This window comes from Acinetobacter sp. CAU_H_S170_2 (assembly GCF_058890445.1).
In genome coordinates this window covers 2,343,338-2,363,502 of the sequence record NZ_JBZYAE010000001.1, presented here as the reverse complement: position 1 = coordinate 2,363,502, position 20,165 = coordinate 2,343,338, and the positions used below count along the sequence as shown (strand labels likewise).

Annotated in this window: 15 protein-coding genes; 7 read left to right on the top strand and 8 right to left on the bottom strand. The window is 42.1% G+C overall.

All coding sequences use genetic code 11. The annotated features are described in order from the left end of the window. Positions 1-88: 88 nt before the first annotated feature. A complete protein-coding gene (gene metH, locus AC5EUN_RS11655; protein WP_094148779.1) occupies positions 89-3,775 on the bottom strand; it encodes a methionine synthase in 3,687 nt (1,228 codons plus the stop codon). A 426-nt stretch (positions 3,776-4,201) separates the two neighbouring features. On the opposite strand from metH, the gene AC5EUN_RS11650 reads away from it, so the two are divergent. Further along, positions 4,202-5,821 (top strand): inorganic phosphate transporter, encoded by a 1,620-nt coding sequence (locus AC5EUN_RS11650; protein ID WP_058952104.1) that lies wholly within the window; start codon positions 4,202-4,204, stop codon positions 5,819-5,821. An 87-nt stretch (positions 5,822-5,908) separates the two neighbouring features. Here the strand turns inward: AC5EUN_RS11650 and AC5EUN_RS11645 are convergent, their stop codons facing one another. The 3 genes from AC5EUN_RS11645 to AC5EUN_RS11635 form a co-directional block, all read right to left on the bottom strand. Beyond that, a complete protein-coding gene (locus tag AC5EUN_RS11645; protein ID WP_058952103.1) occupies positions 5,909-7,456 on the bottom strand; it encodes a hypothetical protein in 1,548 nt (515 codons plus the stop codon). Positions 7,457-7,600: 144 nt separating this feature from the next. Then, entirely contained in the window at positions 7,601-7,768 is a 168-nt protein-coding gene (locus tag AC5EUN_RS11640; protein ID WP_094148780.1) for a hypothetical protein, read from the bottom strand. Positions 7,769-7,897: 129 nt separating this feature from the next. Next, entirely contained in the window at positions 7,898-8,515 is a 618-nt protein-coding gene (locus AC5EUN_RS11635; RefSeq protein ID WP_058952102.1) for a rhomboid family intramembrane serine protease, read from the bottom strand. Between the two features lie 160 nt (positions 8,516-8,675). Between AC5EUN_RS11635 and nfuA the strand changes: the two genes are divergently transcribed. Both nfuA and AC5EUN_RS11625 read left to right on the top strand, forming a co-directional pair. Continuing rightward, a complete protein-coding gene (nfuA, locus tag AC5EUN_RS11630) occupies positions 8,676-9,314 on the top strand; it encodes a Fe-S biogenesis protein NfuA (protein WP_004981041.1) in 639 nt (212 codons plus the stop codon). A 173-nt stretch (positions 9,315-9,487) separates the two neighbouring features. Next, positions 9,488-11,548, top strand: coding sequence for a TonB-dependent receptor domain-containing protein (locus tag AC5EUN_RS11625; protein ID WP_058952101.1), 2,061 nt, complete (start codon positions 9,488-9,490; stop codon positions 11,546-11,548). 49 nt (positions 11,549-11,597) lie between these two features. Here the strand turns inward: AC5EUN_RS11625 and AC5EUN_RS11620 are convergent, their stop codons facing one another. Both AC5EUN_RS11620 and AC5EUN_RS11615 read right to left on the bottom strand, forming a co-directional pair. Then, positions 11,598-12,599, bottom strand: a complete 1,002-nt coding sequence (locus AC5EUN_RS11620; RefSeq protein WP_493352358.1) for a hypothetical protein — start codon at positions 12,597-12,599, stop codon at positions 11,598-11,600. A 15-nt stretch (positions 12,600-12,614) separates the two neighbouring features. After that, a complete protein-coding gene (locus AC5EUN_RS11615) occupies positions 12,615-13,646 on the bottom strand; it encodes an alpha/beta fold hydrolase (protein WP_058952099.1) in 1,032 nt (343 codons plus the stop codon). Between the two features lie 310 nt (positions 13,647-13,956). On the opposite strand from AC5EUN_RS11615, the gene AC5EUN_RS11610 reads away from it, so the two are divergent. Next, on the top strand, positions 13,957-14,571 hold the full coding sequence (locus AC5EUN_RS11610; RefSeq protein WP_004981036.1) for a carbonic anhydrase: 615 nt from the start codon (positions 13,957-13,959) through the stop codon (positions 14,569-14,571). A gap of 30 nt (positions 14,572-14,601) precedes the next feature. Here the strand turns inward: AC5EUN_RS11610 and AC5EUN_RS11605 are convergent, their stop codons facing one another. Continuing rightward, on the bottom strand, positions 14,602-15,243 hold the full coding sequence (locus AC5EUN_RS11605; protein WP_058952098.1) for an arylesterase: 642 nt from the start codon (positions 15,241-15,243) through the stop codon (positions 14,602-14,604). A gap of 11 nt (positions 15,244-15,254) precedes the next feature. Here AC5EUN_RS11605 and AC5EUN_RS11600 point away from each other — a divergent pair, with 11 nt between their 5' ends. Beyond that, the gene (locus AC5EUN_RS11600; RefSeq protein WP_058952097.1) at positions 15,255-15,983 is read left to right on the top strand and encodes an ABC transporter ATP-binding protein; all 729 of its coding nucleotides are present in this window, start codon (positions 15,255-15,257) and stop codon (positions 15,981-15,983) included. Positions 15,984-15,985: 2 nt separating this feature from the next. Beyond that, entirely contained in the window at positions 15,986-18,475 is a 2,490-nt protein-coding gene (locus AC5EUN_RS11595; protein WP_130235058.1) for an ABC transporter permease, read from the top strand. A gap of 30 nt (positions 18,476-18,505) precedes the next feature. Here the strand turns inward: AC5EUN_RS11595 and AC5EUN_RS11590 are convergent, their stop codons facing one another. Continuing rightward, a complete protein-coding gene (locus AC5EUN_RS11590; protein ID WP_130235059.1) occupies positions 18,506-19,321 on the bottom strand; it encodes a rhomboid family intramembrane serine protease in 816 nt (271 codons plus the stop codon). A 77-nt stretch (positions 19,322-19,398) separates the two neighbouring features. On the opposite strand from AC5EUN_RS11590, the gene mtgA reads away from it, so the two are divergent. After that, complete coding sequence (mtgA, locus tag AC5EUN_RS11585; RefSeq protein WP_004694386.1) at positions 19,399-20,073, top strand: monofunctional biosynthetic peptidoglycan transglycosylase; 675 nt, start codon at positions 19,399-19,401, stop codon at positions 20,071-20,073. The last annotated feature ends 92 nt before the right edge of the window (positions 20,074-20,165 follow it).

The window sequence follows — 20,165 nt, the reverse complement described above, 5'->3', positions numbered from 1 at the left end:
CGTAACAAATTGAATCACATGACATCCCCCTCTTTTTTAAAGAAGGTGAGAAGCATTGCTTCGTAAGGGAGATTATAAGAACTCTAAATTAAATAATCGAATCATCTAAATTCGGCGCTAACCAACGCTTCGCTACATCCAGTGTCCAACCTTTACGCTTTGCATAATCCTCAAGCTGATCTTGAGAAATCTTGCCCACGTTAAAGTATTCACTTTCAGGGTGTGAATAATAGAAACCACTCACAGAAGAAGGTGGCATCATCGCAAAGTGTTCAGTCAATTTTGTACCAATCTTCGCTTCTGAACCTAACCAATCAAATAACACTGCTTTCTCCGAATGCTCTGGGCAAGCAGGGTAACCTGGTGCAGGACGAATACCGACATACTTCTCTTTAATCAGCTCTTCATTACTCAAGGTTTCATCGGCTTTATAGCCCCAGAACTCTTTACGAATACGCTCGTGTAAGTACTCTGCAAAAGCTTCAGCAAAACGATCCGCTAAAGACTGAACTAAGATTGCAGAATAATCATCACCTTTGGCTTTGTATTCATTCGCCAATTCCTCTGCGCCAAAGATTGATACCGTGAAACCACCAAGATAATCGGTATTGTCCTTCGAGGTGCTAATAAAGTCGGCTAAAGATAAATTCGGCTTGCCTGTAACTTTGTCAGACTGCTGACGCAAGTGTTCAAAAGTATGCGTGACATTCTGCGCTGTTTCATCAAACACGCTGACTGTATCTGCACCTGTGCGTTGAGCAGGATATAGACCAAATACAGCACGGGCATCGAAACGATTATTCTCGATCACATCTTTGAGCATGGCTTGCGCTTGGTTATATAAATCCGTTGCAGCTTCACCGACTACTTCATCTTCTAGGATTTTCGGGAATTTACCCGCCAAGCTCCAAGAAATAAAGAATGGGGTCCAGTCAAAATATTCAACCAATGTTGCCAATGGATAGTTGGTGATGACTTGCGTACCCAAAGCATTTGGCTTTGGTGGCACATAGTTGTCATCAATCTTAAAGCCATTTTCAACAGATTCTGCATAGCCAAGCTTCGCTGCTTTCGGTTGCTTGTTGGCTAAACGCTCACGAATTTTGGCATATTCAGCACGATGCTCGGCAATAAAGTTGCCACGCATTTCTTTAGACAGCAGGGTGGTTGCCACACCAACAGCACGTGAAGCATCAGCCACATAAATCACCGCATCATTGGAATATTGCGGGTCAATTTTAACGGCGGTATGTGCTTTAGAGGTCGTTGCACCACCAATCAACAATGGAATTTTGAAGCCCTTACGTTGCATTTCTTTGGCCACAAACACCATTTCATCTAAAGATGGCGTGATCAAACCAGACAAACCGATGATGTCACATTTTTCATCAATCGCGGTTTGCAGGATTTTTTCCGCAGGAACCATGACGCCGAGGTCAACGATGTCATAACCATTACAACCCAAGACCACGCCCACGATATTCTTACCAATATCATGTACGTCACCTTTTACGGTTGCCATTAACACACGACCTTTGGATTGTGCATTGCCTTTTTCGGCTTCGATGTACGGGTTCAACCAAGCCACAGCTTGTTTCATCACACGTGCAGATTTCACCACTTGTGGTAGGAACATTTTACCCGAACCGAACAGATCACCGACCACGTTCATGCCATCCATCAAAGCACCTTCAATCACATCCAGTGGACGTTTAGCTTTGAGGCGGGCTTCTTCGGTATCTTCGTCGATATAGGTAGTGATGCCTTTTACCAACGCATATTCGAGACGTTTTTCAACGGATTCATTGCGCCATTCAAGGTTTTCAGCTTCACGCTGCGCGCCACTATGACCACGGAATTTTTCTGCCACTTCAAGCAATTTTTCTGTGGCGTTTTGACCTGATTCACCTTGGTTTTGATTCAGAACAACATCTTCAACAGCATCTTTCAGTTCTTTTGGAATATCGTCATAAATCGCCATTTGACCCGCGTTGACGATCCCCATGGTCATGCCTTGTTTGATGGCATAGTAAAGGAACACAGAGTGAATCGCTTCACGTACAGGTTCATTACCACGGAAGGAGAAGGAGACGTTAGAGACACCACCTGAGATCATAGCATGCGGTAGGTTTTGCTTGATCCAACCTGTGGCTTCAATAAAGTCGACGCCATAGTTATTATGTTCTTCAATCCCTGTTGCAACTGCAAACACGTTCGGGTCAAAAATAATATCTTCGGCAGGGAAGCCAACATCATTGACTAAAACATCATAAGAACGTTTACAGATTTCACGCTTGCGTTCAGCAGTATCAGCTTGTCCTGTTTCATCAAAGGCCATAACAATTATCGCAGCACCGTACTGTCGGCATAAACGCGCTTTTTCGACAAACTCGTCATAACCTTCTTTTAAGGAAATCGAGTTGACGACTGGCTTACCTTGTACGCATTTCAAACCAGCTTCAATGATTTCCCATTTTGATGAGTCAATCATGATTGGCACACGAGAAATATCAGGCTCAGATGCAACCAGATTCAGGAAATGCACCATCGCATTTTGCGAATCGAGCATCCCTTCATCCATGTTAATGTCGATGATTTGTGCACCAGCTTCAACTTGTTGTTGTGCAACTTCTAAAGCTTCAGCAAACTTTTCTTCACGGATGAGACGTAGGAATTTTTTTGAGCCTGTGACGTTGGTACGTTCACCGACGTTCACGAATAGCGAATCATCATAAATGTTAAACGGTTCTAAACCACTTAAACGGCAGGCAGGTTTGGTTTCTGGCACCTGACGTGGCTGAATGTCTTTCACTGCATTGTAAATTGCACGGATATGATCAGGCGTTGTACCACAGCAACCACCGGTAATATTGATCAAACCACTTTCTGCAAATTCTTTAATGAAGGCTGCGGTTTGTTCAGGGGTTTCGTCATATTCACCAAAAGCATTTGGCAAGCCTGCATTTGGATGCGCTGAAACAAAAGTATCGGCTACATCAGCAATGGTTTTCACGTGTGGACGCATGGCATCTGCACCTAGGGCGCAGTTAAAACCAATTGAGAGTAAGTCACCATGACGAACCGAGTTCCAGAACGCTTCTGCGGTTTGACCTGTTAAGGTACGACCAGATGCATCGGTAATGGTGCCTGAGATCATGAGTGGAAGTTCACGACCAATTTGTTTGAACACTTCTTTTACTGCAAAGATCGCAGCTTTACAGTTTAAGGTATCGAACACGGTTTCGATCAAGATGATGTCTGCACCACCTTCAATCAAGGCATGCGTCGCTTCGATGTAGTTTTCTTTGAGTTCATCAAAAGTAATGTTGCGGAACGCAGGGTCATTTACATTCGGTGAAATCGAACAGGTACGTGATGTGGGCCCCAATACACCTGCCACAAAACGTGGTTTGTCAGGGGTTGAATATTTTTCACAAGCGGCTTTGGCTAAGCGTGCCGCTTCGCGGTTAATCTCGGGAACAAGATCTTCCATGTGGTAATCCGACATTGAAACACGTGTGCCGTTAAAGCTGTTGGTTTCAATAATGTCTGCACCAGCATCGAGGTACGCTTCATGAATGCCTTGAATAATTTGCGGTTGAGTCAATACCAACAGGTCATTGTTACCTTTGAGGTCAGAAGCCCAATCTACAAAGCGTTCACCACGATAATCTTCTTCTTCGAGCTTGTGACGCTGAATCATGGTACCCATCGCACCATCGATAATAAGGATGCGCTCGGCAAGAAGTGCTTTTAAGGTGGCAAGTGTAGACATTCAAAACTCACAAACAGGTTTTCAAAACGTGCAATATTTTAGCAGAAAAGCAGGTTGATTGATGCCTAATTCAAGTGGTATTGGCTATATGGCAAATAAAAAAGGCTGATTTAGCTTTAGTTTTCACGAAAGTGAAATATAGACCCGCTATGTTAATAGATCAGAAGAAATAGAGATGAAAAATATTGATTGGAGCAGATTGTTACAGACAGCACAGCCAAATGTAAGAAAATAATTCAGCGTAATCCGCACCGAAAAGTTAAATTTTGAGCCAGCACAGTGCGTTCAAGGCTTATAAGCGATTTACTGCTGATCTAAAATAAGCCAATTATGAAAAAATTGGCTTCATGTGACACGCATTTGTCATATAATTGTCACAATTAAATTGAACAATAGGGGATATTGATATCCTCTTTAGCCGTCTGCATGAATTCTAATATTCCTCCCGTCCAAGATCAGGTGCACGTGACACAGGTCAAGTCGACGAATGTGCACGTACCTACACCGAAATTTTTTATGCCGGTGTTTTTAACGGTCATTATTTCAACGCTAATTTATATTGGCTTTCAGCTTTCTGCTGACTTATCGCATGTTCCTGCACTGAATCTTTACTCTTTAATTCTTTTAGCGACGGCGTTGTTCATTGCTTTGGGTTTTGAGTTTGTAAATGGCTTCCACGACACTGCCAATGCGGTTGCAACGGTCATTTATACAAATGCACTGTCTGCACCTGTTGCGGTGATGTGGGCAGGTTTCTGTAACTTTCTTGGGGTTATGGTCGCAAGTGGTGCAGTGGCTTACGGTATTATTGCGCTGCTGCCCGTTGAGTTGATTATGAATGTCAGCTCAGGCGCAGGTTTTGCCATGGTGTTTGCCATGTTGATTGCTGCGATTTTGTGGAACTTGGGCACATGGTTCTTGGGTATTCCAGCATCAAGTTCACATACTTTGATCGGTTCGATCTTAGGTGTGGGCATCATGAACTACTTGATGCATTCAGGCAGTGGTGCTTCGGGTGTCGATATGGATCAGGTGATTAAAGTCGGTAAAGCTTTACTGTTTTCACCCATGATCGGTTTTGCTTTTGCAGCAGTGTTGTTCTTATTGGTGAAAAAAATCTTTAAGAAACAACTGGAACTGTTCCAACCACCTGAAGGCAACAAACCACCACCTCCACTGATTCGTGCCATTTTGATTTTTACTTGCACAGGTGTAAGTTTTGCTCACGGTTCAAATGACGGTCAAAAAGGTATGGGTCTAATCATGCTGATTTTGATTGGTATTGTGCCTTTGGCTTATTCTTTAAATAAGAATTTAGATTCACAGCACATTCAGTCATTTGCTCAACTTTCAGATCAAACTGCGGCTGTGATTTATCCGAATCATAACGATATTGCAGATGAAAAAGCCCGTACGGTGATCACGCAATATATTCAAACCAAAGAAATGACCCCAGAAGTCGTACCTGCTTTAGCCAGTTTGACAGATCATTTGGGTGAGCGTGTTGGCCATTATGGAGATCTTAAAGATATTCCTGAAGCTGAAGTTTCTGCACTACGTAATGACATGTACTTAAGCACGACAGCGTTCAAACGTTTGGATAAAGCGAATCAATTGCCAGCGATGTCGGAAGAGGGCAAAAAGACAGTAAAAGAATATCGTAGTAACTTAGATTCATTCTTACAGTACATCCCAACGTGGGTGAAAGTGGCTGTGGCATTGGCTTTAGGTCTAGGTACGATGGTCGGTTGGAAGCGTATTGTCGTGACTGTGGGGGAGCGTATTGGTAAGAACCATATGACTTATGGTCAAGGTATGTCAGCCGAGTTAGTGGCTATGACTACGATTGCAGCTGCGGATGGCTTTGGTATGCCAGTATCGACCACACACGTATTGAACTCTGCGGTAGCAGGGACCATGGTGGCGAATAAGTCAGGTCTGAATTTTGCAACAGTGAGAACCATTCTTTCGGCTTGGATCTTTACCTTACCAGCCACGATCTGTTTATCAGGTGGTTTGTTCTGGTTGTTCCTACAGTTCGTTTAATTTGATGCGTAAAAACCAATGATAAAAAAACGCTACCTAAGGTAGCGTTTTTTAGCTCTGTATTTTATGAACGATGCTGTTCATATTTTACTTTTTGAACTTCGCCCAGACTTTGTCTAAAGGTAGTTTATCTGCGGCAAAGCCATAAAGTGCTGCAAAGGGCAGTGCAGTACGTGCTAAATAAGCTACACGCCATAAGCCACCGTGATTGGCGCCGTGCATCATCAGTTCTAAAGGATGTTCAAGTTTGACCTCTGGGTTAGCTACAGACTTAGGATTACGGAGATCATGGATCCATAAAGCCGCCATGATGGCATTGGTTGTTTCAGGCTTAAAGGCTTCAACATCAAACAAGCTCGCCCCATTAAATGCGGCTTTGAGCAGTGGATTTTTGGTGACAGAATGCGTGGTGGTTGATGGTGCAATATTGATGCTGACGCGCTGACCTTCCGAGCGAGCAAGCGTTGCACGCCACTGTTGAATCCGTTTAGCCAATGCATAGTTTGGCCCTTGCTCAATCACTAAACAGTCGGTGATGCCGTAAGACTTGTTATTATCCGACTCGACGAGGTCATGTAGGTTTTTCTTGAAGAACAGTTGTCCACTGAGGGTTGAAATACTTTTACTGATCATCTGTTGCGTTTTAGAACGACCACTGAACTTTTGCTCAGATGCTGTAATGACTTCTTCAGGTACGGCATAGACATCGGTAGGTGTACACATATACATCAAGCTGGTATCTACTTTGTGCGCGCTGACATGTTGCATAATTGCATCCATCGCAACGGAAACGCGGACATGCTTTTCACCATCCAAATACGCAATCGCGGCCAAATCTAACTGATGTGGGTTTTGTACCAACCATTGTGCAATTTCAGGTACTTGTGTCAGTAGGTTTGCACCGAGTTTTTCTTTTAAAACAGCGACAGGTGTTTCTGCACTCAGCGCTTCAACCGATGGGGCATATAGCGTGGCATTGCCGTGTTGAATGGTGTCTAAAATTTTGCCCCATACACGACTATTGGGTAAATCAACCGCCACAATATTGGCTTTCCATTGGGCTAACCATGTGAGCGGGCCAGCTTCAGATGCTGCACCGAACAAAACCATCGTGCGATCAGATAAATCAAACCATTCAGGATGTTCCACACAGGCAATCAGTGCTTCAGCGTGACTGGGTTCAATCACCCCAGCATCTAACCATGTTTGGATTTGTGCGAGTAAGGCATCGCCACTGAGTTGTTGGCCTTTATAAGGCACTGACCACTCAGGCGCAGCATCATTTTCACCTTTGAGTTTAATAGTATGCAGTGGTGCGCTTTCAAGTGACATTACATCTTTGAGGAGATGCTTTTGCCCATCTCGATAAAACTCAAACACATTATGTGCTTTGTTGAGCCCATCTTGTGCCATTTGAATCGGTGCAATTTGATTACGAATCCCAAATTCAACTAAGGATTTAAAATAGCGTGGATATTGTTTACGCCAGTTCTTTTCTGTAAGTGCAGTAACAGAGCTTTGGGGATCAACATTGGCTAAGGCCTCTGCAATAATCTCTTTCCCTGTACGTGAGGTACTAACTTTTTGTGTTTTCGAGTAAATTGGAAATTGAAGACCATCTAAGGGATTGGACATGCAAGAAATCTCACTGGCATTTGCTATTTATATACAGTTGTAAACATTATCTATGCCAAATCAAATTCCTGCTTGGCATTTCATGCCAAATTTATGTAAAAATATATGTAATAAAAAAGCCTTCTGAACAGAAGGCTTTTGAGTTTAGCAGCGACCTTTTTTGGCCTGTCCGGGTGGACAGAAATCGCCTTGGCCATGAGGATAATAAGAACGATCAGGATCGACGATGATACTCCCTTCAGGGGTATTTACCGCACAGGCTGTAAAACTGAGGCTGATCATCAAGGCTGCAAATATAGACATTATTTTCATAGCAATTTCCTTGGTTTATAGTTGTCCTGATGTTTATTGTAAAAATCAGGACCACCCGTTGCTGTGAAAAAATGTTACTAAGCCTATATGCGTATGGATGCAATCCATTTGCAATCTAGGGGTTCGGCTTTAAATAGGTAACTGGGTTAATTTGCTCAGAAAGTGTGGAATAAGACGCGGCTCTAAAACTAGGGTCATGATGACCCCATAAGCAGCTCCCCAAAGATGGGCGCTATGATTGATGTTGGAGTTGCCTTTTTTACCTGACCAGATGCTATATGCCACGTACAACACTGCAAAAATAATCGCAGGTACTGGAATAAAAAACACAAAAATGAGCTTCCAAGGTTCAAACAACACATAAGCGAACAAGACCGCAGAGACCGCACCAGAAGCACCAAGGCTCGCCCAGCGCACATCATTCTTATGTTTTAAATAACTTGGTAAAATGGCAAAAATTAAGCCACCCAGATAAAACAAAATAAAACCTAACTCATAGAAGTATTGGCGGTAAAAACTTTCAATAATGCTACCAAAGAAAAATAGGGTGAACATATTGAACAGGAGATGCATACCATCGGCATGAATAAAGCCATGTGTAATAAAACGATCGTATTGCCCACGTTGCATCGCAGGAGGCCAGAAAATCAGACGGTTCATCACGTTCTGATTTGAAAATGCCACCATAGAAATTATGACAGTAATAATAATGATCGTAACTGTATGATTAAAAGGTAAATCCAACATTTCTGAGATGTTCTACATATAACTATCTTGTGGTCATAATGCCATTAAATTGAGCGAAAAGATGAACTTTCACAATAAATCCGACAATTTTGGTTGATTTTTTTTAATTACCCCGCATCTTCAGTTAAAATAGCAACTTCAGCTTGAGGAAATGATTGTTATGTCGACTGAGAATAGCAGCACTGCAGTTGCAGAGGAAATTCCAAACTTATTGATTACTCCGACTGCACAAGAGTATTTACGTGATTTATTAGAAAAACAAAATACACCGGGCATTGCTGTACGTGTATTTGTTGAAAATCCGGGTACACCACGTGCTGAATGTTGTATGGCATATAGTGCGCCTGAAGAAGTGATCCCAACCGATTACCGTCAAGATTATCCAGACTTTCCTGCGTATATCGACACACCGTCTATTCCATATTTATTAGATGCGGTGATTGATTACAATAAAGACCGTTTTGGTGGGCAGTTGACATTCCGTGCACCAAACTCGAAAGTACCACGCGTAGGACCTGATGCATCGATTGAAGAGCGTATTACATATATTCTTCAGTCTGAAATTAACCCAGGCCTAGCAGGGCATGGTGGTAACTGTGCATTGGTTGAAGTTGTTGAAGATGAAGAACATGGTTTAACGGCTGTACTGAAATTCGGTGGTGGTTGCCAAGGCTGTTCAGCAATTGATGTCACGTTGAAACAGGGTGTTGAAACGACTCTGCAACAACACATTCCTGAGTTACGTCGTGTTATTGACCAGACGGATCATACGCAGGCTGAAGGCGCGTACTTCAAATAAATTTGAATCGACTTTACCAAATAACCTCCTTAAATTAGGAGGTTATATTTTATCTAAAGCTAAAATGTAATTGAGAATAATTATCAATATTTATTGCAATATGTTTATCGTTTGTTAAAATGCCCTATGAAATTTACACAATCTCTCCTTTTTTGTATTTAGGTGTATGCGTTATGGGTAAAAATCTGACGAGATCAACTTTAGCTTTGGCTGTTGTAGGGGCAATGAGTTCATTTGCGATGGCAAATGACGTTGTGGAAACCACAAATGAGAAAGAAGCAACACAATTACAGACGATTGTTGTATCGGCAACGGGTTATGAGCAGGATGTTTCAAAAGCACCAGCATCAATTACTGTGATTAGCCGTGAAGAATTAGATAAACGTGAATATAACGATATTACAGATGTTTTGAGAAGTGTTCCGGGTGTTGTTATTACGGGTGAAAATGCAAGTCAAACAGTTAGTATTCGAGGAATGTCTTCGAATTACACCTTGTTCTTAGTCGATGGAAAGCGTCAATATTCTAAAGACGTTAACCCAAATGGCGATGACTACGGTATGGAGAAAAATATTCTTCCTCCAGTTGCATCCATTGAGCGAATTGAAATTATCCGTGGTCCAGCATCTACATTGTATGGTTCTGATGCTATGGGTGGCGTGATTAATATTATTACTAAAAAAGTGACGGATGTTTGGACTGGGAATGTTGAGTTAGGCACAACTATTCAAGATAAAAATAATTCTGGAGACATTCGTAATGGTTCTGTTTATTTAGCAGGGCCGATTATTCAAGATAAAGTTGGCTTGCAGTTAGGTCTAAATCATTTAGAGAGAAAAGAAGACTCTTATTTAGGTGGTTTTACAGGCCATACAACGGAAAGTTTAAATTCACGTTTAACTTATGTGCTTAATGATCAACACGACTTAGCTGTAGAGGCAAATTTCTTCACACAAGAGTCTGAGGCTACGGCAGGTAAAACGGTTGCAGCAACAGGTACTGACTCTGCAAGTCGAAATATACGTAGTGTTTATGCCTTAACGCATAATGGGCGATATACCGATAATTTGGATAGTAAATCTTATATTCAATATGAAAATTCTAAAAACCCAGATCGTGAAAATACGTTCGTGGGAACGAAGGGAATTGATTTAGAAACATGGACTGCAAATACACAGTGGAATTGGTTGTTAGGTAATCATACACTGGCTTTTGGTGGGTATTATAAAGATGAAAGTTTGTTAGATCGAGCAACAAACCGAAATCCGTTGGTTCCAGAGTTTGATGAATTGACACGCTGGTCAGCTGCTGCATTCTTAGAAGACACATGGAGTTTAACCGATCGTTTTAATTTAACGCTTGGGGCCCGTTATGACCATGATGAACTATATCAAGGAAATATTTCTCCGCGAATTTATGGTGTTTATAACTTTACTGACCAATTTACCGTGAAGGGTGGGGTTTCTACAGGTTATAAACAACCAGATATTCGTTCTGTGACGGACGGCTTCTATAGTGTGACAGGAGGAAGTGGTTCTCCAACAACAACGGGTCGAGGAATTATTAAAGCAAATCCAGACCTAGAACCAGAATCAACTGTTACTTCAGAGTTAGGTTTTTACTGGAACAATGATCACGTTAATACCTCTATTACAGGTTATGTAACTCAGTTTAAAGATCGAATTGAAGAAATTCGTGAATGTGATTCAACGGGTAATGCTGACTACAACCGTAATGATGTTTCAACGTGGAAATGTTCTGAAAACGGTATTCCATTTGCATTTATCAGCACACGTGAAAACATTGGTAAAGCTGAGTTACGTGGTGTAGAGGTGACATTTGATGCCAAATTAGCTGAATATACAACCTTAACTGCAAATTATACGTTCACAGATACAGAAATTAAATCAGGTCAATTTAAAGGGCAGCCTTTAAATGGCATGCCTGAACATGTATTTAATGTAACAGTAGATCATGACTTAACCGATGCTTTGAATATTTGGAGCCGATTACATGTGCGCGGAGAAACTACACCGTATTTAGGTCGCTCAAGTATGTCTGACCCAATTCCTGGATATAACTTCCTCGATGTTGGTTTTAACTATAAATTTGCACCAAACTTGAAAGGTAAATTTGGTGTTTATAATGTGTTAGATGAAACTGCAGAGAATGCTGATGGTGAGCAAACTTTAGATGGTCGTCGCTATGGTGTAAGTTTTGTTGCTAATTTCTAATACATAGAAATTAGAATTAGAGACCCGTTTCTTCAACGGGTCTTTTTATTTAGGGGATTAAAATACTCTGTGCTTGGTCAGAATAATAAAACTGTTCTAAATAATAGCGCGCTCGATCACGTAAGTAATCAGAACGAATGAGTTCTTGAATAATAGGGTTCAACAAATCTTGAAGTTGATTTTGGACTAAGGCTTCGTCGATATTTAAGTCGCGTAGTAGTAAATCAAAAGGCCGTTCTTGGTTGCGAATGTACCAAGCGTAAACACCATCATGCACCTGTTGCTGCAGATAGTCTGTTTGACGCATATGCTCCCAAATTTCGTGCCCCATAGTGACAGTTTGAGGCAAGTCCTGCACTTTAATATAATTTTTCAAAACTGATAAATGCATATCTTTGATTTTGTGCCAGAGGTTGGCTTGAAAATGATATAGCTTTTCATCATTAAAGTTTTGATTTAACACTTGTTCACTCATTTGACTGAGTTTTAAGATGTTCTTTTGCAAATAATGTCCGATGGTGTCATTCAGATTAGAATCTGTGACGGTTTCCAGTACCGACTTGCCCATTTTCATAAAACTAGAGACACCCGGCACACGTTTGGTCATGACGGAGTTGTTCAAATAGTCTTGAATCGAGTGCTGAATGAGCTGAGTAATCATGGCTGAAAAAGCTGGGTTATTTACCACAGTTTTAATCAGGCGTTGACGATGCCCACTTTTACTCGCGACATACTGCGCAATTTTGTCGATGGTGAGTACTGGAATCACATCGGCAATTTTTGTTGATTCATTGATGGGGTGAATCAAAGCAAATTTGATGTGCTCTGCAATTTGTGAAATTAGATGCTCGGTCGCAGGTGTGGCTAGGATTTGTTTTTGCAACAGCGCATTGATGTCTTCAAAGCTCCACAGTTGCTGCAAAGTTTGTTTTCTAAACCATTGATAAAATAGGGTGAATTCATTTTGTACGGTACTTGCTTGCGAAAACTCATGATCTAAAAAACTAAGATGAGCTTCAATGAGCTGCTCAATCATCGGGTGTTTCTGCATACGTACTCAACAAAATTAATTTAGTGGAATCAGTTTATCAGCCAATGGGTTTTTTAACTTTTGTGTTTTTGCAAGAAAAGGCAGGTAGTGCTGTGCAACTGCTTGTTCTGCCTCCAAAAGTGGCATATGACCAACATTGTTAAGGATGACAGGAGCTTCAGCACGTTTCAATAAAGATTTGAGCTCATTCGCCACTTCGACATTAATAATTTTGTCCTGCTTACCCCATAAAATGAGGGTGGGAGCTTCAATATTCCGGGTCACTCGAGCAAAGGAGTCAGTGGTATAAATTCGGTTCAAGGTCACCAATTGATCAATGACTTTGCTGTTTTTTTCAGCCTGAGTAATTAACTGTTTTTCTTGGGCGCGTTTTAAATAATAGGGCATTTTGATTGGGGTTTGCATGACACGTTGCATTACATCATCCAAATCGCCCGGCTTGCTCACAATCAAGTGCTTTAAATATTGTGGGTCTTTGGCATAGTTGGTGTTAGCGTTTTTATAAATGCCCGCACTGTTTAATAAAAACAAACTTTGCGTGTCAAAAGGGTATTGCGCGGCATATAGGGTTGCAATAGAACCACCGATAGAATGTCCTGCAACATTCAGCTTATCTTGTATATGAATGGCTTCAACAAAACGACGGAGTCGCTCTGTGACATTTGGCATAGAGATATCAAAATCATCAGGGACTTTGGTATCGCCATTGGTCGGAAGGTCGGGGATAACCACGTGGTAATACGGCGTTAGAAACTGTGCTACACGGTTCCAATTGTCCCGATTTCCAGCAAAACCATGAATCAGCAAAATAGTCGGTTTATCAACTGCACCACCTTCGTTATAACTCCAAACGATATCATCCACTTTAAGCGTTTTGGTTTTTAAGCCAGCGCTGACGCGTTCTTGTAGAAGGTAGCTTTGTAAACTGAGTTTGTCTTTGATGATGGTATTTTCTACCGCATGGCTGGCGAAAGAAAATGACAAAGCTAAAGCGAATAGACTGGCCTTTAGACTTTGTTTCAAGACGGATTTTAAGCGCATCATCATGGTTCATCCTTAAACGGAGATGAATGAAAAAACTGACCGAATAAGATAAAAATGCTCTGATTTTGAATAGTTTTTATGTTTATTTACAGGTCTGTTTGATTCTAATCGCTTTCATGCAAATGTCATTAATTATTTATTTGAAAGGATATGCGGCATTTTGATAAAGTGTGAACTGTGTAATGGTTTTATTGATATAAAATGCAACTTCAAAATCAAGCAAAAAAAGAAGCGGCTATGTTTTTTGCAAGTGACAATCAATTTCGCTGGGATTAAACTAGTCCAACTTAATAACAACCGAGTGGGAAAGGGAATGCTAACAGCTCAAGAAGCTTTAAGCCGTCTAAAACAAGGTAACCAACGTTTTGTAGCGGGTGAGACAACCCACCATAAGCAATTGTCTCACCAAGCACGAGCAGAGATGGCGGAAGACCAAAATCCATTTGCCATTGTACTCGGATGTTCCGATTCTCGTGTGCCTGCAGAAATGGTCTTTGACCAAGGTTTGGGTGATCTGTTTGTTATTCGTGTTGCAGGAAATGTGGTTGCACCTTCGCAAGTTGGCAGTGTTGAATTTGCGGCTGAGCGTTATGACTGTGCGGTCGTTGTGGTACTTGGTCATAGCCACTGTGGTGCGATTCAAGCCACTATTGACACCCTGATGAACCCAGATAGCCCACCGTCTGCAAACCTGATGTCGATTGTAAACCGTGTCCGTCCTTCGGTTGAAACCTTGATGCAAACTGAACTGAAACATGATTTATGCAAACTGTCTAAACACGCGGTGCGTTCAAATGTATTTGCTTCTGTAAATCAGTTACGTCATGGCTCAGCTGTGCTTGAAAGTTTAATTGCCAAAGGCAAGTTACAAGTGGTTGGCGCTGAGTACTCACTTGAAAGTGGTGAAGTGGTTTTTTTTGACTTCTGATCCTATGTGCTGATCAGAGTAAAAGGCGCTTTATAAAGCGCCTTTTATATAGGGATAAGCTAAATTTAATAAAATAGGCTGTGCTTTGCCATTTGGATGAACTAAATCTTTTTGCATCAAGCTTTTATTTCCTGCTACACCTTCCAAAAAGAAGGGCAGCAATTTAACTTTGTATTGTTGACTGACCATTTTGTAATTACTTTCAAATGCCTTGCTATAGGCTGTGCCATAGTTTGGTGGCATTTTCATTCCCAACACAACCACAGTGGCATTGGCTTTTTGACTTTGTTGAATCAGTTGCGCTAAATTTTTTTGAATCATCTGAGGTGGTTGACCCCGCAGTCCATCATTCCCGCCAAGCTCAATCACCACCACATTTGGCTTATGCGTTTGCAACAGTTTGGGTAAACGAGCCAAAGCGCCACTGGTGGTTTCACCACTCACACTGGCATTGACCACTTTATGCTGTTTCGGATACTGTTGGTTTAACCGTTTTTGCAGTAAATTTACCCATGCTTGCTGTGGTTCTATGCCATAACCTGCACTAATGCTATCTCCTAAAACCATCACGGTTTTTGCAAAAACCCAAGTGGGGCTTAGGCACAGTGCAAGCAAAACCAAGTATGAACTGATACGTTTTTTAAATTTGCGATTTTGCACGAATATTTGCATATAGGGATGTTATGACCCAAGTTCATAGTGATGTAAGCATCATGCCACAAGTGATTATTTCTGCCCAGCAACTGACACAAAAGATTAAACTTCCGCAAAAAGAACTGACCATTTTCTCAGATTTGAGTCTCAGCATATCAGCAGGTGAACAAGTCGCAATTACAGGACGTTCAGGTTCAGGAAAGTCTACCTTACTGGGTATTTTGGCGACCTTAGACCAGGCTAGCGGTGGTGAGCTAATCGTTTGTGGTGAAAGTATTTCCAAGCTCAATGAAGAACAGCGTGCGAATGTGCGTTTGAAGCATATTGGCTTTGTGTTTCAGTCCTTTCAACTGCTGCCACACCTGACTGCTGTTGAAAATGTGATGCTGCCGTTACGGCTTCATGCATCATTTAACTTCGCTGAAGTGGAGCAACGTGCTTTGAGTTTGTTGCAAAAGGTTGGATTAGAGCGACAGGCCACTCAAACACCGAAGGTACTTTCGGGTGGGGAGCAGCAGCGCGTTGCAATTGCCCGTGCGCTGATTGCTGAGCCAAAAATTATCTTTGCCGATGAACCAACAGGAAACTTAGACAGTCAAACTGCGCGAGAAATTGAGCAATTATTGTTTCAGTTGAACCGTGAGTTGGGTACGACCCTCATTTTAGTGACGCATGACCATACGCTTGCAGAACAGTGCCAGCGCCATTTTGAATTACTCGATGGTCAGTTGATCGAACATCCTCGAACGGGAGGATGAAAATGAATTCTCTATTTCAGCCCTTACTGAAGCAAAGTTTTAAAAGTAGCGGTGTGTATTTATTGATTATTGCATTGATTCTCGCGATCAGTGCGACGACCGCGCTGAAGTTTAGTAATGAGCAAGTTCAAAATGCCGTAGCGCTGCAAGCCGCCGAGATGCTAGCAGGGGATTTGGTTTTAACGGACAGTCAAAAGCTCGATCCGAAATGGAAAGCGCAAGCGACAGCTCTCGATTTAAAACAATCAGAAGTCACTGTCTTTAGTTCGATGGCATATACCGATGATCAGTTTGTTATGGTCAATGTCAAAGCCATCGATCAAGCCTTCCCTCTGCGCGGAGAGTTACGTATTCAGCCTGCGGCGAAGCATATTGCTTCAGGTGAAGTGTGGTTGAGTCAACGTGCTATGGATTTGCTACGGGTTAAACTGGGCGATCAGCTGAATATTGCAGATGGTACTTTCAAGGTGACAGGCTTGATTGAGCATGACTCCAATCAAGAGTTAGGTTTTTCTGGGTTCTCGCCGACGGTGATTATCTCAAAAGCGGATATTGCCAAGACCAATGCCATCCAAGTCGGTAGTCGTATTGACTATCGTCTACTGATGGCAGGTACCACACAAAATACCCAGCAGTTTGAAGCAAATTTTAAGAAGCAAAATGCAGCATTTATGGATGTCGATGCGGCAGCTCAAAGTGCTAATGCGGAAGAACCACAAAACAGCTTACGCCTACGCAATGCCAGTGAGGGCAATACCCGTTTAATGAAACCAATTGCAAATTTGGACACTTTTTTGCAGTTGGCGAATATCTTAACGATTTTGCTGTGTGGAATTGCGATTGCTTTGACCAGTCAGCGCTTTGTACAACAAAACCAAGACCACATTGCGCTATTACGTTGTATGGGGGCTGCGAAGTCACAAATTCTCTGGGCTTATCTCAGCTTGTTGGGTGTGGTGTTCTTGCTCGCCATGCTGGTCGGGAGTGCAGTGGGTGTAGGGTTGGGTTATGGCTTGTTACATTTGATGTTACAACTGATTCCACACTTAAGTATTGCGTTTTCAGCGTGGGATATGCTGCTCGGACCGATTCCGATTGCCATGTTGACCAGTGCTGTAGTACTTCTGGGTTTTGTCTTACCGAGTTTTTGGGAACTTTTGAATACCCCACCGATCCGAGTCATTCGCAGTCAAGAAAAATCGGTTTCGTCTATGTTTTGGATGTTGCTCGCAGGAACAGCTAGTCTGGCACTGTTTAGTATCGTTCTGACTGAAAATATGGTACTAACAGCTATGGTGATTGGTGCAATTATCATTCTGTGTGTAGTGCTATGCAGTGTGGTCTGGCTGAGTTTGAAGTTTATCCGTGGCTTAAAAAATGCGATTTCTGCTTATGTCCGTACGCCTTACCAGACTGCATTTCAGATTACCGCATTGGCTTTGGGACTCAGTTTAATTACGGTCTTAGCCGTGCTACGCACTGATTTATTAGAGCGCTGGCAACAGCAAATTCCTGCGGGAACGCCGAATCAGTTTGTATATGGTTTACCGCCTTTTGACATGCCTGAGTTAAAAGCGAAAATTGAACAAAACCATTGGAACAGTACGCCGCTCTATCCGAATATTCGAGGTAGACTGATTGCCAAAAATGGACAGCCTTTTGCTGAGGATTTGGTCAAGCAAAATAATTCCTTACGCCGTGAATTAAATTTGACTCAAGCAGACCGTTATCCTAAAGATAATGTAATTGTCTCTGGCACAGCAAAACTCACAGCAAAAGGACAAGTTTCGGTAGAAGCCAATACCGCAACAGAGCTTGGGATAAAAGTGGGGGATCAACTGACCTTTAGCTTACCAGAGGGTGTCATTCACGCCAAAGTGGCAAACTTACGAACTGTAGAATGGGAAAGTTTTAGCCCAAACTTCTTCTTTATTTTTGCGCCACAGACCATGGATGAAAATGCGGGCAGTTATTTGGGCAGTTTTTATGTACCCGAGTCTGACAAAGCGAAATTGATCAGCATTATTCAGCAATTTTCCAACACTGTCTTTATTGATGTCAGTTTAATTTTAGATGAAATTAAGCGCATTGTTACGGTGCTGGTGCAGATTGTCACGATCCTTGCAGTTTTAGTGAGTATTTCAGGTATTCTGGTTTTAATTGCTTGCCTGAACTTACTTATGGATGAGCGTAAACGTGAAGTGGCATTATTACGTTCATTTGGTGGTTCCAAGCAAAAACTCAGAACTATGCTCAGTCTAGAAATTGGCTTTATTGGTTTTATGGCAGGTGTGGTTTCTTGTTTATTTGCTGAAGCAATAAGTGCGGTAGCATGTTATCGCATGGGATTAGCCATTCAGCCACACTGGGAAATCTGGCTCATTTTACCACTGTTCATGACCTTACTCTGCGCGCTGATTGGGCGTTATCGCTTAAGTTATCTCAGTGATATTCCGCCTTTACAAAGTTTGAGAGAGATCAATCAAGCGTGATTGATCTCTTAATACGTTAAGTGTTGAATCTTAGAAATTGAGCTGTTGACGCATCATCATTAACACTTCTGACCATAAGGGTTGAATATAGACCACAAGGTTTTGGCAGTGTAAGTAAAACCAATACGAACCGCAGGCTGCCAAAACAAGGCTCAGCGGCATAATCCAACGCTGCTGCACCTTTTGGGAGAGATACCAAAGTGCCGCCAAAACAGCACCCATCAACATGCCGCCAATATGTGCGGCATTATTAATACCTGAAATCATAAAGCCCATGGCTAAGTTGATACCCATCACGATGAGCAAAGTCTTTTTATCTAAAATAAAACGTTGCTGTGGGAGTATCGGCAGTAGCGATAGAACCGTCAGTGCTGCCCCCAGTCCCATGACGGCACCTGAAGCCCCTGCACCGACACGCGGCAAGAGTTCAGGGTTTGCGAACCCAATACGAATCAGTTCATAACTGTCTTGGATGGCAATATAACCACTGAGCAAGCTACCCATGAGACCAGCAAGAACATATAGCGCAAGAAAATAGACACGTCCAAACATTTGCTCCAGCACACTGCCAAAAATATACAGCGCCCACATGTTCAACATGAGGTGAACCAAGCCAAAATGAAAGAACATACTGCTCAACAAACGCATCGGCTCAGCCAAGAAGGTAAGTGGTGCATAGTCTGCTCCCCAATGTATGGCATCCGCCGTACTTGGATTGCTGACATCCATGCCATGCAGGATTTGCCAAAAAAACAACCCAACATTCACGGCAATAATGACGGCGGTAATCCACCATAAATGTACGTCAAATTTTGTTTTGATTTGCGGAGGTGTAAGCTCGGTCATGCTATTCTTGCTAAAATTTTGCTATATTTGCCCAAGCTTAGCATGAATAAAAATGATTTTTGGAGTAAGCCACTGGCATGAAAGCTTTTATTGTTCGTAGTTTGTTAGTCGTTGTCAGCTTCGTGCTTTTGGTACAGTTGTGGATTTTTGCAAGCCTAGCGTGGTGGCGTTACAAGCCAGTGGAAACCACCATGTTTATGCGGATTGATTATTGGTCTGAGCCATCTAAACCCATTCAACACGAATGGCGTGATTATGATGAGATCAGTGAGTACATGAAAAAAGCCATTGTTGCGGCTGAAGATGGCAAATTTATGCAACATCATGGTTTTGACTGGGATGGCATTCAAGCGGCGCTTGAACGTAATAATGACACGGGCAAAGTGGTTGCCGGCGGTTCAACAATTTCTCAGCAATTGGCCAAAAACTTATTTTTATATAACAAGCGTTCATTCATTCGTAAGGGGCAGGAAGCTGTTGCAACTTGGATGATGGAACGGATGTGGAGCAAAGAACGCATCTTAGAGGTATACCTAAACTCGGTGGAGTTTGGCGATAATATCTATGGCGTGGAAGCTGCAACCCAACACTACTTTGGTAAAAGTTCACGTAGCTTAAGCCGAGAGCAGGCGGTCTTTTTAGCGGCCATTTTGCCTAATCCGAAATACTACCAAGACCATCAAAATGACCGTAAGTTACAAAACCGCGAGCGCATGATTCGAAAGTATATGCGCTATAGCGATATCCCTTAATTTGATTGATCTGAAAAAGCCCAAATTTATGGGCTTTTTTTTATGAAATTGTCACAAAATTGAAGCATACTTATCATGATAAAACGCATTCA

Bases quoted from the DNA above. Each gene is read 5' to 3' on its own strand.
- metH (WP_094148779.1), bottom strand. From the start codon at position 3,775: ATGTCTACACTTGCCACCTTAAAAGCACTTCTTGCCGAGCGCATCCTT.
- AC5EUN_RS11650 (WP_058952104.1), top strand. From the start codon at position 4,202: ATGAATTCTAATATTCCTCCCGTCCAAGATCAGGTGCACGTGACACAG.
- AC5EUN_RS11645 (WP_058952103.1), bottom strand. From the start codon at position 7,456: ATGTCCAATCCCTTAGATGGTCTTCAATTTCCAATTTACTCGAAAACA.
- AC5EUN_RS11640 (WP_094148780.1), bottom strand. From the start codon at position 7,768: ATGAAAATAATGTCTATATTTGCAGCCTTGATGATCAGCCTCAGTTTT.
- AC5EUN_RS11635 (WP_058952102.1), bottom strand. From the start codon at position 8,515: ATGTTGGATTTACCTTTTAATCATACAGTTACGATCATTATTATTACT.
- nfuA (WP_004981041.1), top strand. From the start codon at position 8,676: ATGTCGACTGAGAATAGCAGCACTGCAGTTGCAGAGGAAATTCCAAAC.
- AC5EUN_RS11625 (WP_058952101.1), top strand. From the start codon at position 9,488: ATGGGTAAAAATCTGACGAGATCAACTTTAGCTTTGGCTGTTGTAGGG.
- AC5EUN_RS11620 (WP_493352358.1), bottom strand. From the start codon at position 12,599: ATGCAGAAACACCCGATGATTGAGCAGCTCATTGAAGCTCATCTTAGT.
- AC5EUN_RS11615 (WP_058952099.1), bottom strand. From the start codon at position 13,646: ATGATGATGCGCTTAAAATCCGTCTTGAAACAAAGTCTAAAGGCCAGT.
- AC5EUN_RS11610 (WP_004981036.1), top strand. From the start codon at position 13,957: ATGCTAACAGCTCAAGAAGCTTTAAGCCGTCTAAAACAAGGTAACCAA.
- AC5EUN_RS11605 (WP_058952098.1), bottom strand. From the start codon at position 15,243: ATGCAAATATTCGTGCAAAATCGCAAATTTAAAAAACGTATCAGTTCA.
- AC5EUN_RS11600 (WP_058952097.1), top strand. From the start codon at position 15,255: ATGACCCAAGTTCATAGTGATGTAAGCATCATGCCACAAGTGATTATT.
- AC5EUN_RS11595 (WP_130235058.1), top strand. From the start codon at position 15,986: ATGAATTCTCTATTTCAGCCCTTACTGAAGCAAAGTTTTAAAAGTAGC.
- AC5EUN_RS11590 (WP_130235059.1), bottom strand. From the start codon at position 19,321: ATGACCGAGCTTACACCTCCGCAAATCAAAACAAAATTTGACGTACAT.
- mtgA (WP_004694386.1), top strand. From the start codon at position 19,399: ATGAAAGCTTTTATTGTTCGTAGTTTGTTAGTCGTTGTCAGCTTCGTG.